Origin of the sequence: Pseudomonas capeferrum (assembly GCF_013523055.1) — a bacterium.
Lineage (GTDB): Bacteria > Pseudomonadota > Gammaproteobacteria > Pseudomonadales > Pseudomonadaceae > Aquipseudomonas > Aquipseudomonas capeferrum_A.
The window spans coordinates 41,746-64,118 of the sequence record NZ_JAAMQM010000025.1 but is presented as its reverse complement, the minus strand read 5'-3'; the positions used below and the strand labels follow the sequence as shown (position 1 = coordinate 64,118).

19 protein-coding genes are annotated in these 22,373 nt (G+C 56.7%); 7 read left to right on the top strand and 12 right to left on the bottom strand.

Annotated elements, in window-relative coordinates; genetic code table 11:
* Window positions 1-33: 33 nt before the first annotated feature.
* The 6 genes from G7009_RS23705 to G7009_RS23680 all read right to left on the bottom strand — a co-directional run bounded on the left by G7009_RS23705 (window position 34) and on the right by G7009_RS23680 (window position 8,803).
* Window positions 34-387 (bottom strand): copper-binding protein, encoded by a 354-nt coding sequence (locus tag G7009_RS23705; protein ID WP_060519755.1) that lies wholly within the window; start codon window positions 385-387, stop codon window positions 34-36.
* Entirely contained in the window at window positions 384-3,542 is a 3,159-nt protein-coding gene (locus tag G7009_RS23700; protein WP_060519757.1) for an efflux RND transporter permease subunit, read from the bottom strand. The genes G7009_RS23705 and G7009_RS23700 overlap by 4 nt, the downstream gene beginning before the upstream one ends.
* A complete protein-coding gene (locus G7009_RS23695) occupies window positions 3,539-5,002 on the bottom strand; it encodes an efflux RND transporter periplasmic adaptor subunit (protein ID WP_101195989.1) in 1,464 nt (487 codons plus the stop codon). Before G7009_RS23695 ends, G7009_RS23700 begins: the two co-directional genes overlap by 4 nt.
* A complete protein-coding gene (locus G7009_RS23690; protein WP_060519761.1) occupies window positions 4,999-6,249 on the bottom strand; it encodes a TolC family protein in 1,251 nt (416 codons plus the stop codon). The genes G7009_RS23695 and G7009_RS23690 overlap by 4 nt, the downstream gene beginning before the upstream one ends.
* A 470-nt stretch (window positions 6,250-6,719) precedes the next feature.
* The gene (locus G7009_RS23685; RefSeq protein ID WP_060519764.1) at window positions 6,720-8,126 is read right to left on the bottom strand and encodes a heavy metal sensor histidine kinase; all 1,407 of its coding nucleotides are present in this window, start codon (window positions 8,124-8,126) and stop codon (window positions 6,720-6,722) included.
* Window positions 8,126-8,803: a heavy metal response regulator transcription factor gene (locus G7009_RS23680; protein WP_060519766.1), complete on the bottom strand. Its 678-nt coding sequence runs from the start codon at window positions 8,801-8,803 to the stop codon at window positions 8,126-8,128. The genes G7009_RS23685 and G7009_RS23680 overlap by 1 nt, the downstream gene beginning before the upstream one ends.
* 165 nt (window positions 8,804-8,968) lie before the next feature.
* On the opposite strand from G7009_RS23680, the gene G7009_RS23675 reads away from it, so the two are divergent.
* The 6 genes from G7009_RS23675 to G7009_RS23650 all read left to right on the top strand — a co-directional run bounded on the left by G7009_RS23675 (window position 8,969) and on the right by G7009_RS23650 (window position 13,951).
* On the top strand, window positions 8,969-9,175 hold the full coding sequence (locus G7009_RS23675; RefSeq protein ID WP_060519770.1) for a co-regulatory protein PtrA N-terminal domain-containing protein: 207 nt from the start codon (window positions 8,969-8,971) through the stop codon (window positions 9,173-9,175).
* Between the two features lie 181 nt (window positions 9,176-9,356).
* A complete protein-coding gene (locus G7009_RS23670) occupies window positions 9,357-11,270 on the top strand; it encodes a copper resistance system multicopper oxidase (protein WP_060519772.1) in 1,914 nt (637 codons plus the stop codon).
* A gap of 14 nt (window positions 11,271-11,284) precedes the next feature.
* Window positions 11,285-11,608 (top strand): hypothetical protein, encoded by a 324-nt coding sequence (locus G7009_RS23665; RefSeq protein WP_181132484.1) that lies wholly within the window; start codon window positions 11,285-11,287, stop codon window positions 11,606-11,608.
* Window positions 11,598-12,713 (top strand): copper resistance protein B, encoded by a 1,116-nt coding sequence (locus G7009_RS23660; RefSeq protein ID WP_060519774.1) that lies wholly within the window; start codon window positions 11,598-11,600, stop codon window positions 12,711-12,713. The genes G7009_RS23665 and G7009_RS23660 overlap by 11 nt, the downstream gene beginning before the upstream one ends.
* Window positions 12,714-12,723: 10 nt before the next feature.
* Entirely contained in the window at window positions 12,724-13,506 is a 783-nt protein-coding gene (locus G7009_RS23655; RefSeq protein ID WP_060519775.1) for a c-type cytochrome, read from the top strand.
* Window positions 13,496-13,951: a DUF411 domain-containing protein gene (locus G7009_RS23650; protein ID WP_060519778.1), complete on the top strand. Its 456-nt coding sequence runs from the start codon at window positions 13,496-13,498 to the stop codon at window positions 13,949-13,951. Before G7009_RS23655 ends, G7009_RS23650 begins: the two co-directional genes overlap by 11 nt.
* A 105-nt stretch (window positions 13,952-14,056) precedes the next feature.
* Here the strand turns inward: G7009_RS23650 and G7009_RS23645 are convergent, their stop codons facing one another.
* Window positions 14,057-14,245 carry an AbrB/MazE/SpoVT family DNA-binding domain-containing protein gene (locus G7009_RS23645; RefSeq protein ID WP_060519780.1) on the bottom strand — a complete coding sequence of 63 codons (189 nt, stop codon included), beginning with the start codon at window positions 14,243-14,245 and terminating at the stop codon, window positions 14,057-14,059.
* A gap of 503 nt (window positions 14,246-14,748) precedes the next feature.
* Here G7009_RS23645 and G7009_RS23640 point away from each other — a divergent pair.
* A complete protein-coding gene (locus G7009_RS23640; RefSeq protein ID WP_197864294.1) occupies window positions 14,749-15,489 on the top strand; it encodes a hypothetical protein in 741 nt (246 codons plus the stop codon).
* Here the strand turns inward: G7009_RS23640 and G7009_RS23635 are convergent.
* From G7009_RS23635 to G7009_RS23615, 5 genes are all read right to left on the bottom strand, one after another.
* Window positions 15,446-15,922 (bottom strand): DUF488 domain-containing protein, encoded by a 477-nt coding sequence (locus G7009_RS23635; RefSeq protein ID WP_060519784.1) that lies wholly within the window; start codon window positions 15,920-15,922, stop codon window positions 15,446-15,448. The genes G7009_RS23640 and G7009_RS23635 overlap by 44 nt on opposite strands.
* Before the next feature lie 193 nt (window positions 15,923-16,115).
* Window positions 16,116-17,414 carry a HEPN/Toprim-associated domain-containing protein gene (locus G7009_RS23630; protein ID WP_060519785.1) on the bottom strand — a complete coding sequence of 433 codons (1,299 nt, stop codon included), beginning with the start codon at window positions 17,412-17,414 and terminating at the stop codon, window positions 16,116-16,118.
* Between the two features lie 264 nt (window positions 17,415-17,678).
* Window positions 17,679-19,010, bottom strand: coding sequence for a hypothetical protein (locus G7009_RS23625; RefSeq protein WP_060519786.1), 1,332 nt, complete (start codon window positions 19,008-19,010; stop codon window positions 17,679-17,681).
* Window positions 19,007-21,016, bottom strand: a complete 2,010-nt coding sequence (locus G7009_RS27905; RefSeq protein WP_165961575.1) for a transposase — start codon at window positions 21,014-21,016, stop codon at window positions 19,007-19,009. Before G7009_RS27905 ends, G7009_RS23625 begins: the two co-directional genes overlap by 4 nt.
* Window positions 21,013-21,975, bottom strand: a complete 963-nt coding sequence (locus tag G7009_RS23615; protein WP_060519787.1) for a hypothetical protein — start codon at window positions 21,973-21,975, stop codon at window positions 21,013-21,015. Before G7009_RS23615 ends, G7009_RS27905 begins: the two co-directional genes overlap by 4 nt.
* Window positions 21,976-22,373: the final 398 nt, after the last annotated feature.

Genomic DNA, 22,373 nt, shown 5'->3' with positions numbered 1-22,373 from the left:
TGAAGGCGTGCCCGATCATTCAAGGCTTTTCAATCACTGCTTCTGGATGCTCACGATTTTCGCGGAGCTTCCCTCCATGCGGAACCCAAATTTCACCTTGTCGCCTACGTTCAAGCCCTTCAGCTGTGCAGGCTCAGATTGGAAGCCCATGGTCATCGCCGGCCATTTGAGCTCTGCTACCGGGCCGTGCGCTAAGGTGATTTTCCCGCTTTGAAGATCCAGCGCCTTTATTGTCCCCTCAGCATGCGCAGTGGGAGCCGCCTGGCTCCCTTGGCCCCCCTCGGCGGAGGCTGGCATTTTCTTCATGTCCATACCATCCATGTCCTGGGCATGCACACTGGTGGCAAAAGCGGTGACCAGGCCTGCGATGACAATTAGCTTTTTCATTGGATTTCTCCTGAGAGGTTGGGGGTAGTTACAGCAAGTTCGCGGCGACGGATCAGCCAGTACGCCGCAGGGATTACAAAAAGGGAAAGCAAGGGGGCGGTGAGCATGCCGCCCACCATGGGAACCGCGATGCGGCTCATGACCTCGCTGCCGGTACCGCTGCTCCAGAGGATGGGCAGCAAGCCTGCAACGATGACCGCCACAGTCATTGCCTTGGGCCTGATGCGTTGCACCGCGCCCTCACGGATCGCGTCGAGCAGCGCTGTTCGTGTGGTTTCGCCTTTGGCTTGACGCTCAGCCCAAGCGTTATTCAGGTAGATGAGCATGATCACTCCGAACTCCGCCGCTACGCCGGCCAGGGCAATGAAACCAACGCCTGTGGCCACCGACAGGTTGTAGCCCAGCAGGTACAGCAGCCAAACGCCTCCGGTCAGCGCGAACGGTAGTGTGCCCATGATGAGCAACGCCTCACCGAGGCGCCCAAAGGTCAGGTAGAGCAGCACGAAGATGATGGCCAGCGTCGCCGGCACCACCCAGGCCAGACGGGCATTCGCCCGCTCCAGGTATTCGAACTGGCCGGAGTAGCTCAAGCTCATGCCTGGATCGAGCTTCACCTCGCTGTTGATCGCCTGACGAAGGTCTGCCACAACAGACGATAGATCCCGGCCGCGCACATCGATGTACACCCAACCCGAGGGGCGAGCATTCTCGCTCTTAAGCATGGGCGGGCCATCAGCGATACGTATGCGGGCCACGCTGCCGAGCGTCAGCTGACCGCCCTGCGAGGTGTAGATCGGCAGCTGACGCAACGCCTCCACGGAATCACGCCATTCGCGTGGATAGCGCACGCTGATGGGATAGCGGGCCAAGCCTTCAACCGTTTCTCCAATGGTTTCGCCACCAATGGCGCCAGCCACGAGGGCCTGTACGTCGGTGATGTTCAGACCGTAACGGGCAGCGGCATGGCGATCGATATCCAGATCAATGTAGCGGCCACCAGTCAAACGCTCCGCCAGCGCCGAAGTCACTCCAGGAACCTTTTTCGCTGCCCGCTCCACAGCGAGGGTAGCCCGGTCTATCTGGTCTAGGTCGCTGCCGGCCACCTTGACGCCTATTGGGCTCTTGATACCGGTGGCCAGCATATCGATGCGGTTGCGGATGGGCGGGATCCAGATGTTGGTCAGCCCAGGCACACGCACAGTGCGATCAAGCTCCTCGATGAGCTTCTCCGTGGTCATTCCTGGACGCCACTCACTCTTGGGCTTGAGCCGAACGATGGTCTCGAACATCTCCAGCGGTGCCGGGTCGGTAGCGGACTCGGCGCGGCCGGCTTTACCAAAGACACTGGCCACCTCGGGAACAGTTCGAATCAGACGATCCGTTCGCTGCAACAGCTCTGAAGCTTTCTGCGCCGAGAGTCCAGGCAAGGCTGAAGGCATGTAAAGCAGATCACCTTCATCGAGCGGAGGAAGGAACTCGCCCCCAAGATGATTCAAGGGCCACAGACTGCTGAGCAGGATGAGCAATGCTCCAGCGAGGGTAACCAGAGGCCGGCGCAGGACGACCTCTAATGCCGGACGGTACAGCCGGATGAGGCCCCGGTTGAGCGGGTTGCGCTGTTCCGCAGGCAGTGGCCCTCTGATCCAGTACCCCATCAGCACCGGAATCAGGGTCACCGATAGCGCAGCCGCCGCTGCCATTGCGTAGGTCTTGGTAAAGGCCAGGGGTGCGAAGAGACGCCCTTCCTGGGCTTGCAGCGTGAACACCGGGATGAACGATAGCGTGATGATCATCAGGCTGAAGAATAGTGCCGGTCCTACCTCGACGGCCGCCTCTGTCATTACCCTCCAATGCGCTTCGCCTCGCAAGGGTTGACCAGGATGCCGGGCATGCCAAGCCTCAACACGTTTGTGGGCGTTCTCGATCATGACCACGGCAGCGTCCACCATTGCACCGATGGCAATAGCGATTCCGCCAAGGGACATGATGTTGGCATTGATACCCTGATGACGCATGACAATCAGCGCAATCAAGATTCCCACGGGAAGCGACACGATAGCCACCAACGACGAGCGCAGGTGCCAGAGAAACGCTGCGCATACCAACGCCACTACTACGAATTCCTCGATCAGCTTGTGACTGAGGTTCTCCACGGCACGGTCGATCAACTGGCTGCGGTCGTAGACGGTGACAAGCTCCACCCCGGCTGGCAGGCCTTTCTTCAGGGTTTCTAGCTTGGCCTTGACGTGCCCGATGGCCTCACGAGCATTCTTCCCGCTGCGCAGGATCACCACCCCTCCTACGGCTTCGCCGAGGCCGTCCAGTTCGCCTATGCCTCTGCGGGCTTCCGGACCTATCTGCACCGTAGCGACGTCGCCTAATGTCACCGGCACGCCCTTGGTAGCCAGTCGCAGCGGTATCGCTCTGAAATCATCCAGCGATCGCAGGTAGCCGGCCGCACGTACCATGAACTCCGCTTCGCCCTGCTCCAGTACACCGCCACCGGTCTCCTGGTTGGCCTTGCCTATAGCCTCAACCACCTCAGCCTGGGTGATACCGAGGCTGGCCATGCGCAGCGGATCGAGGACGACTTGGTACTGCTTGACCATACCGCCGATGGTGGCTACCTCAGCGACATCCGGCAGGGTCTTGAGCTCATAGCGCAGGAACCAGTCCTGCAGGCTGCGCAGTTGCGACAGGTCATGGCCGCCGTTGCGATCGACCAACGCATACTGATAAATCCAGCCCACTCCGGTGGCATCCGGGCCCAGTACCGGCTTGGCTGCCTCAGGTAATCGCGATTGCGCCTGGCTCAGGTACTCAAGCACCCGTGAGCGCGCCCAATACAGATCGGTGCCGTCCTCGAACAGCACGTAGACGAAGCTGTCACCGAAGGCGGAGAAACCGCGTACCGTTTTGGCCCCCGGAACCGAGAGCATGGTTGTGGTCAGCGGATAGGTCACCTGATTCTCAACGATTTGGGGAGCCTGGCCTGGGTAGGACGTGCGGATGATCACCTGCACGTCCGACAGGTCGGGCAAGGCGTCGATTGGCAGGCTACGCACCGAGACGAAGCCCCATGCCACCAGAAACAGCGTGGCGAGGAGCACCAGCACACGGTTGCCTACCGACCAGCGGATCAGTTTGGCAATCATGGTTGGCCCTCCACCACGTTGATCTGCTCAACTACCATGCCCTCGTCGCGTTCGCGTATGCCAAAGCGAATCTGCGCACCGACCTTGAGGCCATCAAGGAGAGACTGATCAACCACAGGAAAGGTCATGGTCATCCCTGGCATGCCCAGGGTGATGAAAGGACCGTGGGCAACGGTGAGCTGGGTGCCGTCTATCTGCACGACACGGCCATCCGCTTCATGCAGGGCTGGCCCCGCATTAGGCTGACTATCCTGCGCCGTCGCCGCCTCGATGCCTTTCAAATTAGCGTCGGAGTCCAACAGGAATTGCCCGGACGCGACGATGCGCTGTCCTGGCTGAAGGCCCTGCAACACCGCAACTTTCCCTCTGCTCTCCTGGCCCAACACGACTTCCACCGGCCGGAAGCGACCACCGTCTTCAGCCAGCATCAACAGGTCTCGCTTGCCGGTGCGGATGACCGCCTCGGCAGGCACCAAGAGGCTTTGCTCGGAAGACTCGCCGGGATGGAGAGCCACTTGAGCGGTCATCCCAGGACGAAGCCGTCCATCCGGGTTGGGCAACTCGATACGCAGGCGCAACGTGCGGCTCTGCAAATCGGCATCGGCGAGCAACGCGGTCAACTTGCCCGGTATGGGATCGCCTGGGAACGCTGGCAATTGCGCCCGCACAGGCTGGCCTTCGCGAAGACCTTGAGCCTGGGCTTCCGGCACAGCCGCTTCCAGCCAGACGTTGGCCACTCCATTGATCCTCGCCAAGGTAGCCCCCGGCGTCAACGTCATTCCGGGTCGCAAATCGAGAACCTGGATGACTCCGGCCGTGGGTGCGGAGAGTGTGACCGAGAGCTGCACCTTCCCAGTGCTCGCGACCCGGTTGATCAGGTCGGCCGGCATGCCGGCGAGCACAAGCCGCTGTCGTGCCGCCGCCGTCAGCTGCGTGTCGCCGGAATGCCGCAGCGCCAGGTATTCCTCCTGCAAACCAGCCCACTCCGGGGTTAGCACATCGGCTAGAGGAGCCCCTTTGGCAACGATGTCGCCCGTCGCTCGACCATAGACGCGCTCGACGTAGCCGCCAGTCCGGGCCTGCAATACGCTGAAGTCGCGTTCGTCGAACGTTAGAACGCCGCTCACACTCAGGGTCCGTTCTAGCCGGCCAGCCGTCACCGTCGCCAATCGAATCCCAAGGTTTTGCTGGAGCCCAGCCGAGACCTGAACCGCAGGCTGCTCCTCGCCAGCCGTGTCATCCGAATACTTGGGCACGAGCGGCATGTCCATGAACGGCGATTTTCCGGGCGCCGGGAAGTGCTGCTGGGGATACATCGGGTCATACCAGTACAGCGCTTTTTTTTCCTCACCTACTGGCTGGGATGAGGAATACGCACCTCTTCCACCTAGCCAGAAGCCCGCGCCTATCCCAATAGCAAGGGCAGCAGCCACGAGCAAACCAATCGACCTATTCCTCATGCCCGCACCTCTCCATAAACGAAATGCAGACGCGCTGCTGTTGCCGCCAACTGTCCTTGCAGGTCCACATCCTGTAGCAGCGCTTCCACACGCTGCCGGCGTGCCGACAGCACTTCACTCAACGGCGAATTACCGGCGCGGTAGTCCGCCAGAGCGAGGCGTACCCGGTCCTCGGCCAGGGGCAAAAGTGTTTCGCGACTGCGCCGTACAGCCCGTTGCAAGCGTTGGTACTCGGCAAGGTCTGTTTCAAGCTGAGCTTGATGCTCGCGCAGGGCAGCGTCCTGCTCATTTTCCAATTGGCGAACTTGTGCGCGTCGTGCCGCAATCATTGGGTCTTGCCGGGAGCTGGTGAACAACGGCAACTGGAAGCTGACTTGCAGGCTGACCATGTTGCTGAAGTCCGGACCACGGCGCTGATAATCCACCCCCCAGGACCAATCCGATTTCTTTTCCGCCTGAGCCTGGTGTACCTGGGCTTGAGCCTCGCGTGTCATGGCGTTGTAGGTATTGAGCTCCGGATGGGCATGGACGGAGTGCAAGTATTCAGCTGCATCTACAGGCCAGACAGGGAACGTCGGCGCGCCCACTTCGGCGTCCTGCCCAATCCAGCGCTTCAGCGCGGCTCGCGCCTGAGCTGACTGACTCAACAGAACGTCTTTCTGCTCGTCCAACTGTGCCAATTCCTGTTTGGGAGCCAACGTATCGGCCGTTGAGCCTGCGCCTCCGGCCAGGCTGGCCCGCACCGTGGAAGCCAGCAGCTGGTTTTCTTTGTAGAAGGCGTCGAACTGTTCAAGCTTTCGCTGCACGGTGTATGCAGCCACCCAAGCCTGTGCGGTTGCCGCCCGAACTTTCAGCCGTTCGAACAGCGCCTCGGCATCGGCTCGCTCGACCGTGGCCTGCGCTGTCTCTATGCGAGCTTTGCGTTTGTCCCGGTTCGGTACTTCTTGGGACAGGCCAACCACCTGCATGGTCATGAAGTCTCTGTTCATGCTCCAGCGGTCGGTGCCTTCAATCGGCAGGTTCTGTACCCCGAGATTCAGGCGCGGATCGGGTAGTTCGCCCGCTGGAATGACTGCGCTGCGCGCAGCTGATGCCTGCTCCTGGCGGGCCTGTAGAGAGGGAGCGTTGCGTTCAGCCAGTTGCAGCGCCTCATCCAGCGACAGCGTTGCAGCCTGTGCCGAGACAGCCGGCAGCAGTATGAACAGGACGGCCGTGGTTATCCGTCCCTGAAAACGTTGGGGAGTCATGAAAATGATTCCTCGAAAGATCAGCGCCCAGGCGCGTGCCATCGCCCCGCTGCTAGGCGGAACGACGGTGTGAAATTAAGAGGGAATCAGACGCGGGGAGGCCGCCATGGATCGGGGGGAGAGCCTGTCGCTATGCCTACCGCGTAGGTATCGGCAGGTCGTGGCTTGGCAAAGGTCAGCCCAGGCGTCAGGAAGCTGAGCTGCACTGTGCTAGCAGTCCTGCACTCCTGGCCGACCTTGCAGGATTTGGCGTGATCGCCGGCCTTGCCCAGGTCTTGGTCCTGGCAGCAGTCATGATCCATACCCGCCATCATTTCCATGCCCATGGTCTGCATTGGGCAAGGTTCAGTCGCCGAATCGATGCCCGCCATCCCGTTAAGCGGAAGCGCCACGATAAGCATCAGGATGGTGAGCAGTCGAATGAACCGATTCATGATGGGCGAGTATAGATTACCGGGATGAGTTCAGCATTAAGGGGTTGGGGCTGCACTAACCCACCGCTTAGAGGCTGGGAGACTGATGAAGAAGGTTGTGACACCCTCCGCTGAAGTACACCAGATTCGTCCGCTATGAGCCTCGATGATAGAGCGGGTTATCGACAGACCCAGGCCTGCATTGCTTGGGCCGCCTTCGCGCCTGGCTGGATCGGCTCGATAGAATCGGTCGAAGATCTTGCCAATGTGCTGGGAATCGATGATTACCCCGCTGTTACGCACGGAAAGCGTCACGCTTTCAGGCGTCTGCTCGATTCGCACTGATATCTCGTTACCTTCCGGGGTGTAGCGCAACGCGTTGGATAGAAGGTTGGAAAGCGCTCGGTCAATCATCAGGCGATCGCCACGAACCTTACCCTGCCCGTGTAGGGTCAGCTGGATGCCTTGATCCTCAGCCAGGAACTGGTAGTACTCGAACAGCTTGGAAACGAGGTCGGAGAGCTCCACATCAATCTGCTCAGGGACGATCAGACCGTTATCCGCCTTGGCGAGGAACAGCATGTCGTCGATCATGCGCGACATACGCTTGAGGTCTTCCAGGTTCGAATAGAGGTTCTCCTCATAGGCATCCAGGTCACGCTTCTTGGTGAGCACCACTTCAGTATGGGTCAGAAGGTTGCTGACTGGCGTTCTCAACTCGTGAGCGATATCGGCAGAGAAGTTGGACAACCGAACGAATGCATCCTCCAACCGTCCCAGCATCCCGTTGAAAGACAGGATGAGCTCCTGAAGCTCTAGCGGCACGGGCTCCAGGGGAATGCGCTCGCGGAGCGATCTTGCCGACATCCCGGTGGCCACTTTGGTGATTTGCCCAACAGGCCGAAGCCCACTCTTGGCCACGACCCAACCCAAGCCTGCGCTTACAATCGCGCTGATCACCAGGCCAATTCCGAACCACCATTGCAGGGTGACAAAGAAATGGGCGTGAGTGGTGACATCGAGCATCAGCACGGCCGTCACCGGTTCCGGCTCGCCTGCAATGGTCAGCTGGGCGGTAATGCCGCGAAAGTTCTGCGATTCATCCTGCCATTCCCAGACCGCACCCCGGTGCGCCTGCTCGAACCGCTGGGGAATTTGGGAGGCTTTGGGGTCTGAAAACAGGACCGTACCGTCAGCCTTGGTGATTTTCGCCGACAAATCCTGATGTGCGCCGAGCAATGCCCGCAGCTGCTGCTCCTGATCGTGGAGCCCGCCTCGCGCTGCTGAGATGGACAGGATATGACGCGTTGACTCCAGCTTTTCGGAAAGCGCCTGCTCATCCAGCATCCGGAAATGGTGCTGGCTGAGCCCGTAGAAAGCCACCCCGGCAACCACCAGGACAGCAGTCACTGCGAACATGAACATCAGGGTCAGTCGCTTGACGAGCGATGATTGCGGGCGCATCACTCGGGCACATCCATCATGTAGCCCATGCCTCGGGCGGTATGGATGAGCTTTGGCGCGAAGTCGTCATCTATTTTGGCCCGCAGTCGGCGAATCGCTACCTCAATCACGTTGGTGTCACTGTCGAAGTTCATGTCCCAGACCTGAGAAGCGATCAGCGACTTGGGGAGCACCTCGCCGCGTCGGCGCATGAGCAGCTCCAGCAGGGAAAACTCCTTTGCGGTAAGGTCGATCCGCTTGCCGTTTCGCGTAGCTCGACGCTTGAGCAGGTCTACCTCAAGGTCTGCCATCTTCATGGTGGTTTGAGCAGCACCACCGTTGCCTCTGCGCAACAACGTGCGAACCCGAGCCAGCAGCTCCGAGAACGCAAAGGGCTTCACCAGGTAGTCATCAGCGCCCAGTTCCAAACCTTTCACGCGGTCGTCTACGCCGTCTCGGGCCGTCAAGAAAAGAACCGGCACATCCTGACCCGCCGCACGGATCTTGCGCAGGACATCCCAGCCATCGAGCCCCGGCATCATCACGTCGAGTATCAGCAAGTCATACGCTTCGCTCTGTGCCTGTTGCAGGGCGTCAGTGCCTGTCATCACCCGGTCAACGGTGAAGCCAGCTTCTGTCAGACCTTGCTGGAGGTAGACACCGGTTTTTGGCTCATCTTCGGCTACGAGTAATTTCATCTGCTCTCATCCACGCGGGGTGCATCTCCAGTTTGCAGGAAAAAAGACGCCCAACCAGAAGCTGACGGAAAAGTAATGTCGAGATCAGTTTTCTGACAGCACCGCGAAGCTAACTTGACCCTGTACCTGACGCCATGAGGCGCAGAACCCACTGAGGATCTCCAGATGAACATGGTCAAAGCAATTGTGATGGTCGTTACCTTCGGCATGGCAGGCATCGCCCTGGCAGAGGGCGGCGCGGACCGGACCTTTGCGCGGATGGAAGCGGCTCGCCAAAGCTCCATGCAGGCATTCCAAGTTGCGCAGGAGAAGAAAGAGCAGGCGCCAGTTGCCGCCCAGTCCAGCAAGCATGCCGGCCACGAAAGCTGCTGATCCCAGCTTACAGAAATGTAATCACCCCGGAATCTGAACTATGGCAGTTTCAGACTACGGCCTCTCATCAGCCTCGCGCAGTGACGAAAGTCTACGAGACTGGTGAGAGCTCCAATGAACCCAAGGGCTGCCCCATCGAGCAGCCTGGATATCAGCGATCTACCTGACTGGACGCAACGGCATGCAAAGCAAAACCACGAGACGATCTTTCGTCAAAGGCCTGGCCGCTACCGGACTTCTGGGTGGGCTCGGCATGTGGCGCGCGCCGGTCTGGGCCGTGACCAGCCCTGGCCAACCGAACGTGCTGAGCGGCACGGACTTCGATCTGTATATCGGCGAACTCCCCGTCAATATCACGGGTGCAGCTCGCACGGCCATGGCCATCAACGGTTCGGTGCCAGGGCCGATCCTGCGATGGCGCGAAGGCGACACCGTGACACTGCGCGTACGCAACCGGCTGAAACAAGACACCTCCATTCACTGGCACGGCATCATCCTGCCCGCCAACATGGACGGTGTGCCGGGCTTGAGCTTCCACGGCATCGCTCCCGATGGCATGTACGAATACAAGTTCAAGGTCCACCAGAACGGCACCTACTGGTATCACAGCCACTCAGGCTTCCAGGAACAGTCCGGGGTCTATGGGGCGTTGGTGATCGATGCCAAGGATCCGGAGCCGTTTGTGTACGACCGTGATTACGTCGTCATGCTCAGCGATTGGACGGATGAAGACCCGGCGCGGGTGCTCTCCAAACTCAAGAAGCAATCTGACTACTACAACTTCCACAAGCGCACTGTTAGCGACTTCGTTGACGATGTGAGCGAGAAAGGCTGGTCGGCCGCTGTAGCGGATCGGAAGATGTGGGCTGAAATGAAGATGAGCCCCACCGACCTCGCTGACGTGAGCGGGTATACCTACACCTACCTCATGAACGGCCAGGCTCCGAACGGCAACTGGACGGGTATCTTCAAGCCCGGCGAGAAGATCCGCCTGCGCTTTATCAACGGCTCGGCCATGACCTATTTCGATGTCCGGATTCCTGGGCTCAAGATGACGGTTGTGGCTGCCGACGGCCAGTACGTCAAACCCGTATCGGTCGATGAGTTCCGGATCGCCGTTGCCGAAACCTACGATGTCATCGTCGAACCTGAAAACGAGCAGGCCTATACAATCTTCGCGCAATCCATGGACCGTACCGGGTACTCCCGAGGCACCCTGGCAGTTCGTGAAGGCTTGCAAGCGCCCGTGCCGGAGGTAGATCCACGCCCGATCATCGCCATGAGCGATATGGGCATGGACCACGGCAGCATGGGCGGAATGGATCACGGCGGCATGGCTGGCATGGACCAGGGGAACATGGCCGGGATGGATCACAGCAAGATGGCTGGGATGGACCATGGCAGCATGGCCGGCATGGACCACAGCAAGATGGCTGGAATGGACCATAGCAGCATGGCCGGCATGGACCACAGCAAGATGGCTGGAATGGACCATAGCAACATGGCCGGCATGGATCACAGCACGATGGCTGGGATGAGTCATGAGGGCATGGCCGGCATGAGCGGTGCAATGCAGAGCCATCCGGCTTCCGAGACAAACAACCCGTTGGTCGATATGCAGACCATGTCGCCGACCCCGAAGCTGAACGATCCGGGAATTGGCCTGCGCAACAACGGGCGCCGAGTGCTGACCTACGCCGATTTGCGGAGCACCTTCATCGATCCCGATGGTCGAGAGCCTGGACGCACAATCGAACTGCACCTTACCGGCCACATGGAGAAGTTCGCGTGGTCGTTCGACGGTATCAAATTCTCTGATGCTGAACCGCTGCGGTTGAAATATGGCGAGCGTCTTCGCATCACCTTGGTCAACGACACCATGATGACTCACCCCATCCATCTCCACGGTATGTGGAGTGATCTGGAGGACGAGAACGGCAACTTCATGGTTCGCAAGCACACCATCGACATGCCACCTGGCTCAAAACGAAGCTATCGCGTCACCGCAGATGCCTTGGGACGTTGGGCCTATCACTGTCACCTACTGTTCCACATGGAAATGGGCATGTTCCGAGAAGTCCGTGTGGACGAATGAGCTGGAGATTTGAGATGAGCAAACCAATGAAACGAAGCGCCTTTTTCCTCTCTGCTGCGATGGTCGGCATGTTGGCTGTTTATGCCCCGTCGTCGTGGTCCAGCGACAACCATGATCAGCATTCCCAGAAATCTACCGAGGCCGGTAAAGCCAAAGGTTCGCAGGACAAGCAGGGTCAGGGGATGAACCATGAAGGCATGGACCATGGGTCCATGGAAAGTATGGACCACGGCTCGATGAAGGGGATGGACCATGGCTCGATGGAAGGCATGGACCACGACATAATGATGGAATCGCATGGCAGCGACAAAGCTAAGGCAGGGAAAGATGGTCAATAGCCTTGGGCGGCCTTCGCTGCTGGCCCTGACTGTTTCAATCGGCATGCTGGGCGTAACGCCCAGCTTCGCCGCTGAAGAAATGGATCACTCGGGCATGGATCATTCGAAAATGGGGCACGGTTCCATGCAAATGGATGCTGTTCCGTCCGAATCGATGCCGGCGATGGATCACAGCAAGATGGGGGTGAGCAAACAGCAGAAACAGCCTGCCCCTGTTGATCACAGCCAGATGGAGCATGCTCAAAGCCAGAGCAAATCCAGCCCGGTGGACCATAGCAAGATGGACCACAGCAAAATGGGCCATGGAAACATGAAGGGCATGGATCACGGTTCGATGAAGGGCATGGACCATTCCCAGATGAATCATGGTTCAGCGATTTCTCCGACCACAACGAGTCGCACGCCGATTCCAGTGCTCACTGATGCCGACCGCGAGGCAGCCTTTCCGCCTTTGGGTGGCCACCAGGTGCACGACAGCGGAATCAACAGCTTCTTCCTGTTGGACCAGCTCGAATACCAAGACGCCGATGAGGGCAGCACCCTGGCCTGGGACGCATCAGGCTGGGTAGGCGGCGACATCAATCGACTCTGGGTTCGCTCGGAAGGCGAGCGCACCAATGGGGTAACCGAAGACGCTGAGCTGCAACTGCTATACGGGCGCTCGGTCAGTCCTTGGTGGGACGTGGTCGCCGGAGTCCGTCAGGATTTCAAACCGGAATCACCGCAGACCTGGGCAGCCTTTGGTATTCAGGGCATGGCCTTGTATGACTTCGAGGCCGAAGCTACGGCGTTCATCGGCGAGAACGGCCAGACTGCTGCGCGTCTTGAAGGCGAATACGACATCCTGCTGACCAATCGCTTGATTTTGCAGCCCACGGCCGAGGCGAACTTCTATGGCAAGAACGATCCTGAGCGCGGTGTTGGATCGGGTCTGGCCAATACCGAAGTCGGGCTGCGTCTACGGTATGAAATCGTCCGCCAGTTTGCCCCGTACATAGGCGTTACCTGGAGCCGCTCCTACGGCAACACCGCTGACTTCATCCGAGACGAGGGTGGAGATGTTGATGAGGCACGCTTCGTTGCCGGTATCAGGATGTGGTTCTGAGAATTCCAACATGAAAAGAACAATTACAACGCTGCTTGTGGCCGGTGCTGTCGGAAGTGCTGCGGTATTGGGCACCGCGTATTTCGGCTTGGTGAATGTCGGCGCCGATGATCCTCACTTCCCGGCTGTCCATTCGTTTCTCGCCATGGCTCGCGACCGGTCGATTGAGGTTCGAGCGCGAGACATTGAAGTGCCTGACCTGAAGAACGCTGCGTTGATCAAGGCAGGCGCAGGCAACTACAACGCCATGTGCATTGGGTGCCACCTCGCCCCTGGCGTTGGAAAGACAGAACTTAGCCAAGCGCTATACCCGTCGCCACCTGACCTCACCAAGGTGGGTGTCGGAGGCGAACCGGCTGCCGCATTCTGGACGATCAAGCACGGCATCAAAGCCACCGGCATGCCCGCTTGGGGCAAGAGCATGGGTGATGAGTACATCTGGGGAATAGTCGCGTTCCTGGATCAACTTCCCGAAATGAATCCCGAGCAGTACAAGGCTTTGGTGGCCACGAGCGGTGGCCATCAGCACGGCGGCGGCGAAAGCGATATGCATAACCATGAGGGCCAGCACGGCGGGAGCGGGCATGCCGAGCATGGCGATCACGACGAAGCGGCAGACAACGATCATGCCCAGGCAGCTCACGACCATGGAGCTCCACCCGCAGGCGCCACCCAAGCGGCAGATCATCACGGTGACCACAATGCGGCCGAAGCCCATTCGGACGCCCACCCGAAATCGTCGACAAAGACGCATGTTCACAAAGACGGTAAGGAGCACACTCATGCCAACTAACCGGATACTCGTTCGTCTAGCCGCTATCGCTGGGCTGCTGGTGACCTCAGCGGCCTACGCTGCCGAGCCTTTGTCCATCGACGTTCACCGAGACGCGAACTGCGGTTGCTGCAAGAAATGGATCGCGCACTTGGAAGCCAATAGTTTCAAAGTGACCGACCATATTGAGACGGACATGAGCGCAGTGAAACAGAAGCTGGGCGTAGCGCCACGGTTAGCGTCCTGCCACACAGCCGTGATTGATGGAAAGTTTGTTGAAGGTCACGTGCCAGCTGAGCAGATTCGAGAACTCAAGGAGCGGAACGATCTGGTCGGGATCGCCGTGCCAGGAATGCCAGCTGGATCCCCAGGCATGGAGGTTGATGGCGTAAGCCATGCCTACCAAGTCATTGGGTTAACCAAAAGCGGCGCGGACCTAGTAGTCGCCAACTATCCAGCCAAATAACGCACCGACCAGAAGGACGGCAGTAGGCTGACTGCCGTCCCATGTATCCCCGCTAGAAAGCTTCATCAGCTCAACACGACGACACAGAGGGCCTGCAACGCGTAGCTAATCAGATTCGCGGCGCTCGCGGACTGGCTTGAGTACGATATCGCCGTTGATGAGCTCTATGGAGAGTCTGTCGCCCGTCGTGACCCCGAGCTCGCGCAGAATGTCGTCAGGTAATTCCACAATCACATCGCCGGAGCCGTCGCCGGGATCCAGGCACTTTACCGTGGTGCGCGCTGATTCAGTCATTGGGCTCTCCTGCCAGAGCTACCAGTCCCCATCATACTCCAGCAGCCATGCAAGCGGTGATTTGCTCAAGCAGCTTTGCAAATGCCATTTTGTTGGAGTGTTCAGTACGCCGGAAGCCCCTTGCGACTGAGCTAGATCCCATCGACGAACATCGAAAGGGGCCGCAACCCCAAACGGTGCGTAGCTCGTCCGCTTCAATCGGACGGCAAGTTCGTGCCGAAGCTGCGTTCAATCTTTCTGCGGTGCAGCCCGGTTAGGCAATCCCTAGCAGCAGCTATGCCTGAATTGCTCGCTCTTGGTGATGACGCTCAGTGGCAGCCGCACATGGATGAGGTTTGTCGGGACAGGGCGATATCATATGGCCAGTTTACGCTCTGGTCGCTACAGTATCAGCAGTACAATAAGGACGTGCCTGTATGAGAAGGAAAGCTCGCATACTAATCCTATGCAAAACATACCCGTCACCCAGCGCTGCCTATACAGAGACTTCGTGCGTTGCGGGGATGGACGAGGCAGGCAATCTGATCCGTCTTTACCCTGTACCGTTCCGCCTGGTCACTGATGATCAACGATTTTCAAAGTGGCAGTGGATCGAAGCCTCCATCGAAAAAAGCTCCAACGATCACCGACCTGAAAGCCATAAGATTGGCGTGGATACGATTCAGCCCCAAGACATTATTCCAACCTCGAAAGCGTGGATTCGAAGGAGGGAAATGCTTAGCAAGCTGCCCATCTACGACAGTTTTGAGGCTCTGGAGCAGGCTCGACAGAATTCCAATGTCACGCTCGGCTTGATCAAGCCTGAGCGAATTATTGGATTAGAGATCCGTAAAGCCGCGTCAGAAAGCTGGACTGATGAGGAGCTTGAAAAACTGGAGAGACTGCAGCGCCAGCCCGGTTTATTCGATCAGGACGATGTCAAAGCCAGCATCAAGCGCCTAGAGAAGGTGCCCTTCGATTTCTACTACAGCTATGAGTCAGTACTTGATGGTGAGGTAAAGATTTATAAGCACAAGATCGTAGACTGGGAGGCAAGCCAGCTGTACAGAAACATGCGCCGAGCTCATGGGCCTAACGGCTGGGAAGCGCCGTTTCGACAGAAGCTGGAGGTCGAGTTACCAGGAAAAGATCTTATGCTTCTAATGGGAACGATTCATCGATTTCCGCAACAGTGGCTTATCATCAGTCTCATCTATCCACCTAAGCAACCGCCCGAAGCAAATCAGCAAATTTCTCTATTTTGAGAGGCAGATGCCGCGTATCCAGGGATGAATCCAATTCACTCGCAGCCTCGGCGATAAGGCTGCGGTGACAAAAATTCGCGTCAGCTTCGTAGCAAACCATACAAATGCGCTGGCTTGAGGCATCAGCTGTCAGGTTCTCCAGAAGGTCCATCCGGGTACGGATGTAAGCCCTGAAGTCGCGCGCATAGACCCCCCAATCGCCATCGACCTTATAGCGGTTTCGAATCGGTTTTGGGCAACCCAAGGGAGGGGAATGCTCGTAGGCAATTCCTGCATCCGCCAAGCACTGGGCGAAAGCCTTCTTGGAGAAACCAGGCTTTCTGGACAGAGGGTACTCGCGAACGTCCAGAACCTTGTCGATCTGAGCTTGCTTAAGACGAGCGATGAAGGCGTCGATAGACAACCCTTCATAGCCTGCGGTGTAGATCGCCATGTGAAATCTCCCAGCGGCTTCCTGCGGCTGTTCTGCAAATAAATGAGAGACTATACCATTCTAGCCATGCTGTACCCCATGGGCATTGGATGGATGGCCATCTCCAAGAGGTAGCGACGAGCGGATGGTAGGGGCCAGAAATCATCTCGGTCCGCGTTAGGTGGAAGCGCCTTCGCCGAGAGGCTATTGAGGTTTAGGACTTCGAATAGAGCATCGCAGCAGCCAAACCAGTGCATTCCTCAAGAAGCGCCGCTATCACGGATCGGAGCTTACTCGCGTCATACACACCTGATTCAACATCCTCCTGAGTGGTTTCATAAAACGCCTTTGCGTAGCTATCTTTGAAATCGAGGGCGCCCTGATAAATACCTAACGACTCCTTGTAATTCGTCCAGGTCACCTGCGCTGGGGGTCGCCCCTTAAGATTGAGATCGAGATAGCACTCGATAGCGGCCGCGCAGCCGTTGATGTCAGCGTTGGCAACACCACACGGGCCTTTCGCCGGAAACTCGCGCAGCTCGTCCAAGTCAGGAAGAACCATAGCTTTCATGTTCACTGGGAATTGAAAGCGTTTGAGTAGATTTTTATAGGTATCCACTCCTTCGGCGTCGTTATCGAACAGGAAGACCACGCGATTGTGAACATCAATTTTGACCAGTCCCTCGGCGAACTTGGACAGATTACCTGTACCGGAAAATGGGTGACGCTCCTCGATGTCAATGAATCGAAAAAAATCCTCGATGTCCGGGCGGAGCAGCGCCAGACCCCGCTTCAGAATGTGGGTATCAGAAGTGCCTTCAGTCGCTATCAAATAGGTCTGGGTCCGACGTGCGTTCCCAATGAAATCCTCATTTTTAGCCCATCCTGCATCCACAAAATTGCCGTAATCCCAGACGACATCTTCACCTAGATTAGCGGGGTTTTCGGCAAGGATTCGCAGAGTTGCATATGGGCTCAGAAATCCTAACATTGAGCCGAAATGGCTGCGCTCGGAGTAGCCTCCGATGTCTCGATCAAACACTCCCGTCGGGAGTAGAGATGCCGCTGGATCAGCCGCAAAGCGGCCCCGGCCCTGTGCATGATCGGAATCGTAGCTGGCGACATAGTCGCTTTTTAGGTCTCGCAATGCGTACGCTTTGATGAAGTCGATAAATTGATCGAAAGTCAAACGGTCGGATCGACGCTCACCTGGCAGGTATTCCTCGAACTGGTCTCTGTCGAGCACGACCTGATTTTCGTATTCCGACCTCACCGCCGCCAATGTGTATCCGAGCAGCTCCAACCGTGACACCATCGAACCAAGTGTCCGGCAAAAACACAGCTCCATTTGCTCCAGACTTTCAGGGCTATGAGCGTAGTCGTAGTCGATGCCCTCGTGCCGACGGTACTGGCGGTCGGACTCTTGATAGAGCATCCCGTGATCCATGCCCATATAGCCAGTGTTGTATGTGAGATCGAGGCTACCCACAGACAGCGTAATTGGTGTGCTCATAAGATCTTTGTACCTGGAGTTAACTGTCTAACGCCAATGCATGACGCGAATCTGGACATGCTTGTACTGGCACGTGATAGCACATTTCAGCGGCGTCGGAGATGCATCCGAGCTCAGGTGCTCTATCCTGGTGTACCTGCCCCTCGCTAACTCAGGCGTGTAAACCTGTTTTTTTCACTGTAAACCACTCTGGTTAACAGTGAAAAAAATAGGTTTACACGCCAGCAATCATAGGGCCCGCGAACGGAATTCTTCGCCACACCATCACTTGGGTTTGGGGTCCTTGTCGTCCTCCATCAAGGCAAAGAAAGCTTTGGCCTGCTCTTCCTCGGAGAGCTCCTCAACCGGAGTCCGCCGCGGGCGCGCAGTCGGCTTCTGCAGAGCATTCGCTGAGGCATCAAGTTGCTTTTTTACAGATCGTTCCGACGCAGTGAGCGATGAGTCGAAAACCTTCTGGGTGACTCGGTCCTGCCGTTCAGCTCGCGCAAATTTCACTACGTTGGACGTGAACGCGGCTGGCAGGTCAAACGGACACCGCAGGTCTGGATGCTGTTTGGACACCCGACCACCCAGAGCCAATTTTTGAAGGTGTTCGACCTGTTTGGCACTGGACGTGTAAGCCGCTGAGCGGTAAGCATGGCCGATGTCTTGAAGGGAGGCCGCATGACGGCCTGCACTGCGGCACTCAATGTACGCCTGCTTCAACAACTCCACCGCCAGGCGCTTGATACCGAAGGTGCAACGGTAAATTTCCCTTGCCAATTCACCCTGATTACCGCGAATCGCGCCATTGCCCACGCGAACACATTCATCAATGAAAGCTTTCCAGTCGGAACTGCCAGGCTCATCGGGAAGCATGATTCTTGGGTCCGTCAGCAAGCGCTGCTGATCCTCATTGTTTCTCTCAAACAACTTGTGACCCAAGCTGTAATTGCACACGTAGACCATTGGCGGACCGATACCAGCCATGTTCAAGAGGATATCGGTAACCTTCGCTGCACCAAGCCCCTTTTGGATGTACTGCATTTCATCCAGGATGACTAACGATACCCCATCACGATTCGCCCTACGCCGGCATTCACTCAGCAGCTCAGCAACGGTCAGTCGCGACAGAGGCAACTCAACGAACTCTCGAAGAAGGGCCTTAGCATTGGTGGTACCTCGGGCGCTTGCATACCAATGCGACCGCAACGGTAGCTCACCCTGGAAGTGATCGCAGGACAGATCAACGGGGCCAGGCAGAACCTTGCGCAGCGCAGCAATGGTCTGGCTCTTCCCAACCCCTGCAAGCCCTGTAAAACACACCGGCACAGCATCGACTGCAGGTGCTTCATAGAGCCCTCGGGCGTACTCGCGCTCAGAAGAGAACAATGCTCGCGCATGCAGCGCTGCGCGCCCCACCATCTCCTGGATGAACTCAATCGTAAATGCGTTGGGAATGAACGATTCACGCAATGCTTGAGACAGCACCTCTGCCGCCAACCGAGGTTCAATTTCGTACAGACTTTCCAATGGCTCAGGTCGACGCGTGATGATCTGGCGGACCTGATCAGCCGTTTGGCAGCCGTCGAACCAACTCGCAATGGCCTCATTCATTTGGCTTTACCTCGGAATCGATCATAGTCATCTGTATCTCGCTGCGCAGATGCCGATTTAGGTGGTCGACCAATTCTTCTCACGCCACCTTTACACTCTTCACCGGTATCTTCTTTGAATCTATCATCGTGAAATTGATGAATTGCCGGCATCTCATTACGAAGCAAAGTTTGAGATTTTCGCCTTAAGGCATCTAGTGACTGAAGATCACGTAATGATATGTCCCGATCACCGTCAACGGTCCTTTGCGTCGTTACAAAGTCCAGTTCGAACAGTGTGCCTCCTACCTCAATCCATATATGCCGAACGCACATAGTCAGTACATATACATCAACTTCAATAACGCTGCTCCTAGCAACTCGATCAAATATCCCGGTATTGATCAAATCAACAGACCTATACTTGCGCCCGTACAGATAGACTGCGTCTTGACGTACAACGGCCGGGTGCACAGACAGGAAGCTCTTTATGGCAACCTCTTGCTGCATCCCGATTGCAGAATTACGGAAGCGGCTGTCCCAGTAATTCCAGATACCCAGCGGGGTGGGCTTTATTCCGCACCAATACATTTCGGTTTCCATGCGGCCACTTGCGTCAGACGACCGGTTGTCTTTCAGGACTTGGTGAATCTCCCTGCGGGCCATTTGGACAAAATTCAGTGTGCTATGAACATAGGTGGGTTGATCGAGGTCGGATTTTGCTCGCGGGTGCGATGACTCAACCGTAGCTTTAGACTGGCCAGAAAAAACTGGCGTATTTTCAAGTGTGCCTAGCCAGTGGATCTCAGGCTCCGTGTCCAGGGCTGCTGCAGGACCTCGATCAAACACCAGCCCACCTGCCAAGCCTTCGCAGGGCCACCAGTCCGGTTTGATGGTTACTCCGAAAAGCCCACAAAACCATACTTTGTCGACAGCCATGGAAAACAGACACATCCGATAAGCTTCTTTGGTTTCTTTACCTTCGGCAAATCCAATGCCAACCACCATTCCGGACAATCCACACACGGCACGAACGACGCAAAATCCGTCAACGGGGCTACCCTCTGTCAGGCCCGAAAGTTTTTCAACTATGTAGTAACCATCAAACTCGACCTGCTGATTTAGATTCGTCAAGCGTTCTGAGAAACTGCCCAAACTGCCGCTCTGGTCGCGGGTCTTTTGTTTACCTCTTACGCCAATAGATTTCTCTTTAGCGCTAACTTGTTGTTCGATGCAGTAACGCACTTGGTCAATAGTTGGAAATGGGTGCCCTTTACGATTGATGAAAAATGCTACTCCATTTCGTTCAACGGAAACGCAACCAAATTCCTCTGTAAGGATTTTTCGGTAAACTTGACTATATGTTTTGTCAGCGGAACGGAACCTAAGATACGCAGAAAGGATTCTTTCCCTCATGGCGCTATCGGCCCGGTAACCCCACTCTTTGCCATTGGGTGATGGCCGGCCCAGCCTGCGTAATTTCCCCGGCCCCTCCCTGTCCCACCTCCCGATGCGGTGCAGGGGAGGCATGAGAGCCCACTTGTTTTGTCCAAAAGTAATGTAAGTGTAGAACCACAACCTCAAGCGAGCTGCATTTTGCTGAGGCGACTGGCTTTTGGCATGAGCGTTAATTACAGCGTCCGGATCGTCACTGGCTAGAACCTCCTGGAGACGAACCATCAGGCCTGAGATAGCCAGAAAACGGCGGTTGACCTTTTGGTCGTAGGTTTCCTTAGCAGAAACCCGCTTCGTTTCACGATCTGAAATTGCGATCCCCTTAATCGGTTCCAGCCATGGCGGAAATTTGTCCGTCTCCCCTGACGCCAGCAGCGCACCCGCTTCGAGCGCTTCTTCGAACTCGAACCTTGTGAGGGTGATCAAGGTGGTGCGCACGTCTTTCGCTAGATCACTGAACTCCACCAAGCGCACCCGGTTGTGGACCGCATCACTGTTCAGGAAATGGTAATAGTGGCCTTTGACAAGGCTCCGATAACCTTCAGGCGCAAATAACCTAGCGCCCGTGATCACGGCTCAATCTCCAAGAAAAATTTGCCGTAGGCTGCCAGCAGATCACCACCGTCGGTATCGAGAGGATGGTCGATCAGAATCGGCTTGAAGAAATTTACTGGCAGCTTTCGGTCCCAGATGTCTTGGTAGACCTTCGCAATAAACTGGTCACGCTTACCCCATCGGGCTGCATACCGGTAAATGATGGGGTGGATCAAGGCCCCAGCATGCACAGCGCCCTCAATCTCAGCGCTAAACTCCCTGAGCAGCTCGGGGTCGTGGGTCAGCGGCAAGCCATGCATCGGAAATAGCAGATCGAGATTGCCCATGACGATCGGGTCCAGACGATCCAAAGACATTTGCACGGTCCTGATACCGCCGCTTGCGTAATGCAGTTGCTCTAGGGCTGTGCGTAGCTCAGCATGATCACGGTCCTTTTTTTGCTGATTAGGGGTCTTGGCTGCTGAGTAGCGCCTCTCGCTGAAGGCATGAGCTTGATCCTTCACCGTCCAATTGACCGCGTAGGGTTTCCCATCTGAACCCATCAAATACAGTAAAAGGTCCCCCTGATAGGGAAAGGGCATTCTCTGTCGGCTACCAGCTTTAGTGGTAATCACCACCTGGTGATGCTTGAAGCCAATTTGCTTGGCAATTTCCATCGTCCCAGTGACAGGATGAGAAAAATGTCCTTTGGTGAGTGGATGCCCGTGCAATGGATGCGGGGCGTGATATGGCCACAGCATCTTCTGCTCGTGAATATCGAGCAGCTGAGGATGGAAGAGCGCGAGCTGTGCGAACACCGCTTCTGGGGTGGACAGCGAGTGAATCGCACGGCCGAGCTTCCGGCTATTCATTCTGCTGATACGAGAGCCCTTAGGGGCTTCTCGTGGAACCGCTAAAATCGAAGGCGTGTAGATATCGCCCCACGCGAAGTGAGCTTGTCGGCTCCTGATGAGGGCAAATCTCTCCTGCAAAGTCATCAATACAGTCCAATGTCTACGGACCTAGGATCGTCATCCAGCCTGGGGATAATTTGCTGGATGCCCCTATAGCCCTTGCCTCCCGGGCGTACCCAAGAGTGCGGGTTGTGGATAACGCTCACCTTCTTGTGGATGAACGAAGCCCTGCAGGACTTGACGTCCCGCATGTTCGGAATAGACAATGGAAAGGTCAGGTCGCTAAATTCTGACTTATCCACAGAGGCCCAAGGTCGCACTTGGGCCTTTGTCTATCTGAATTCTAGCGCTAATTAACTAGTCAGATTTCATTCAATACTTCCTTATTATTCATACGTGTTAAGAATCTAGGACATAGTTAGCAGCTATCTGCAATGGATTCGCTGGGTGTACACGTATCTGTGTGCACATTTTAAAGCGCT

Bases quoted from the DNA above. Each gene is read 5' to 3' on its own strand.
- G7009_RS23700 (WP_060519757.1), bottom strand. From the start codon at position 3,542: ATGATTGCCAAACTGATCCGCTGGTCGGTAGGCAACCGTGTGCTGGTG.
- G7009_RS23690 (WP_060519761.1), bottom strand. From the start codon at position 6,249: ATGACTCCCCAACGTTTTCAGGGACGGATAACCACGGCCGTCCTGTTC.
- G7009_RS23615 (WP_060519787.1), bottom strand. From the start codon at position 21,975: ATGACTTTGCAGGAGAGATTTGCCCTCATCAGGAGCCGACAAGCTCAC.
- G7009_RS23625 (WP_060519786.1), bottom strand. From the start codon at position 19,010: ATGAATGAGGCCATTGCGAGTTGGTTCGACGGCTGCCAAACGGCTGAT.
- G7009_RS23670 (WP_060519772.1), top strand. From the start codon at position 9,357: ATGCAAAGCAAAACCACGAGACGATCTTTCGTCAAAGGCCTGGCCGCT.
- G7009_RS23630 (WP_060519785.1), bottom strand. From the start codon at position 17,414: ATGAGCACACCAATTACGCTGTCTGTGGGTAGCCTCGATCTCACATAC.
- G7009_RS23665 (WP_181132484.1), top strand. From the start codon at position 11,285: ATGAGCAAACCAATGAAACGAAGCGCCTTTTTCCTCTCTGCTGCGATG.
- G7009_RS23640 (WP_197864294.1), top strand. From the start codon at position 14,749: ATGGACGAGGCAGGCAATCTGATCCGTCTTTACCCTGTACCGTTCCGC.
- G7009_RS23660 (WP_060519774.1), top strand. From the start codon at position 11,598: ATGGTCAATAGCCTTGGGCGGCCTTCGCTGCTGGCCCTGACTGTTTCA.
- G7009_RS23650 (WP_060519778.1), top strand. From the start codon at position 13,496: ATGCCAACTAACCGGATACTCGTTCGTCTAGCCGCTATCGCTGGGCTG.
- G7009_RS23655 (WP_060519775.1), top strand. From the start codon at position 12,724: ATGAAAAGAACAATTACAACGCTGCTTGTGGCCGGTGCTGTCGGAAGT.
- G7009_RS23685 (WP_060519764.1), bottom strand. From the start codon at position 8,126: ATGCGCCCGCAATCATCGCTCGTCAAGCGACTGACCCTGATGTTCATG.
- G7009_RS23680 (WP_060519766.1), bottom strand. From the start codon at position 8,803: ATGAAATTACTCGTAGCCGAAGATGAGCCAAAAACCGGTGTCTACCTC.
- G7009_RS23705 (WP_060519755.1), bottom strand. From the start codon at position 387: ATGAAAAAGCTAATTGTCATCGCAGGCCTGGTCACCGCTTTTGCCACC.
- G7009_RS23695 (WP_101195989.1), bottom strand. From the start codon at position 5,002: ATGAGGAATAGGTCGATTGGTTTGCTCGTGGCTGCTGCCCTTGCTATT.
- G7009_RS23645 (WP_060519780.1), bottom strand. From the start codon at position 14,245: ATGACTGAATCAGCGCGCACCACGGTAAAGTGCCTGGATCCCGGCGAC.
- G7009_RS23635 (WP_060519784.1), bottom strand. From the start codon at position 15,922: ATGGCGATCTACACCGCAGGCTATGAAGGGTTGTCTATCGACGCCTTC.
- G7009_RS23675 (WP_060519770.1), top strand. From the start codon at position 8,969: ATGAACATGGTCAAAGCAATTGTGATGGTCGTTACCTTCGGCATGGCA.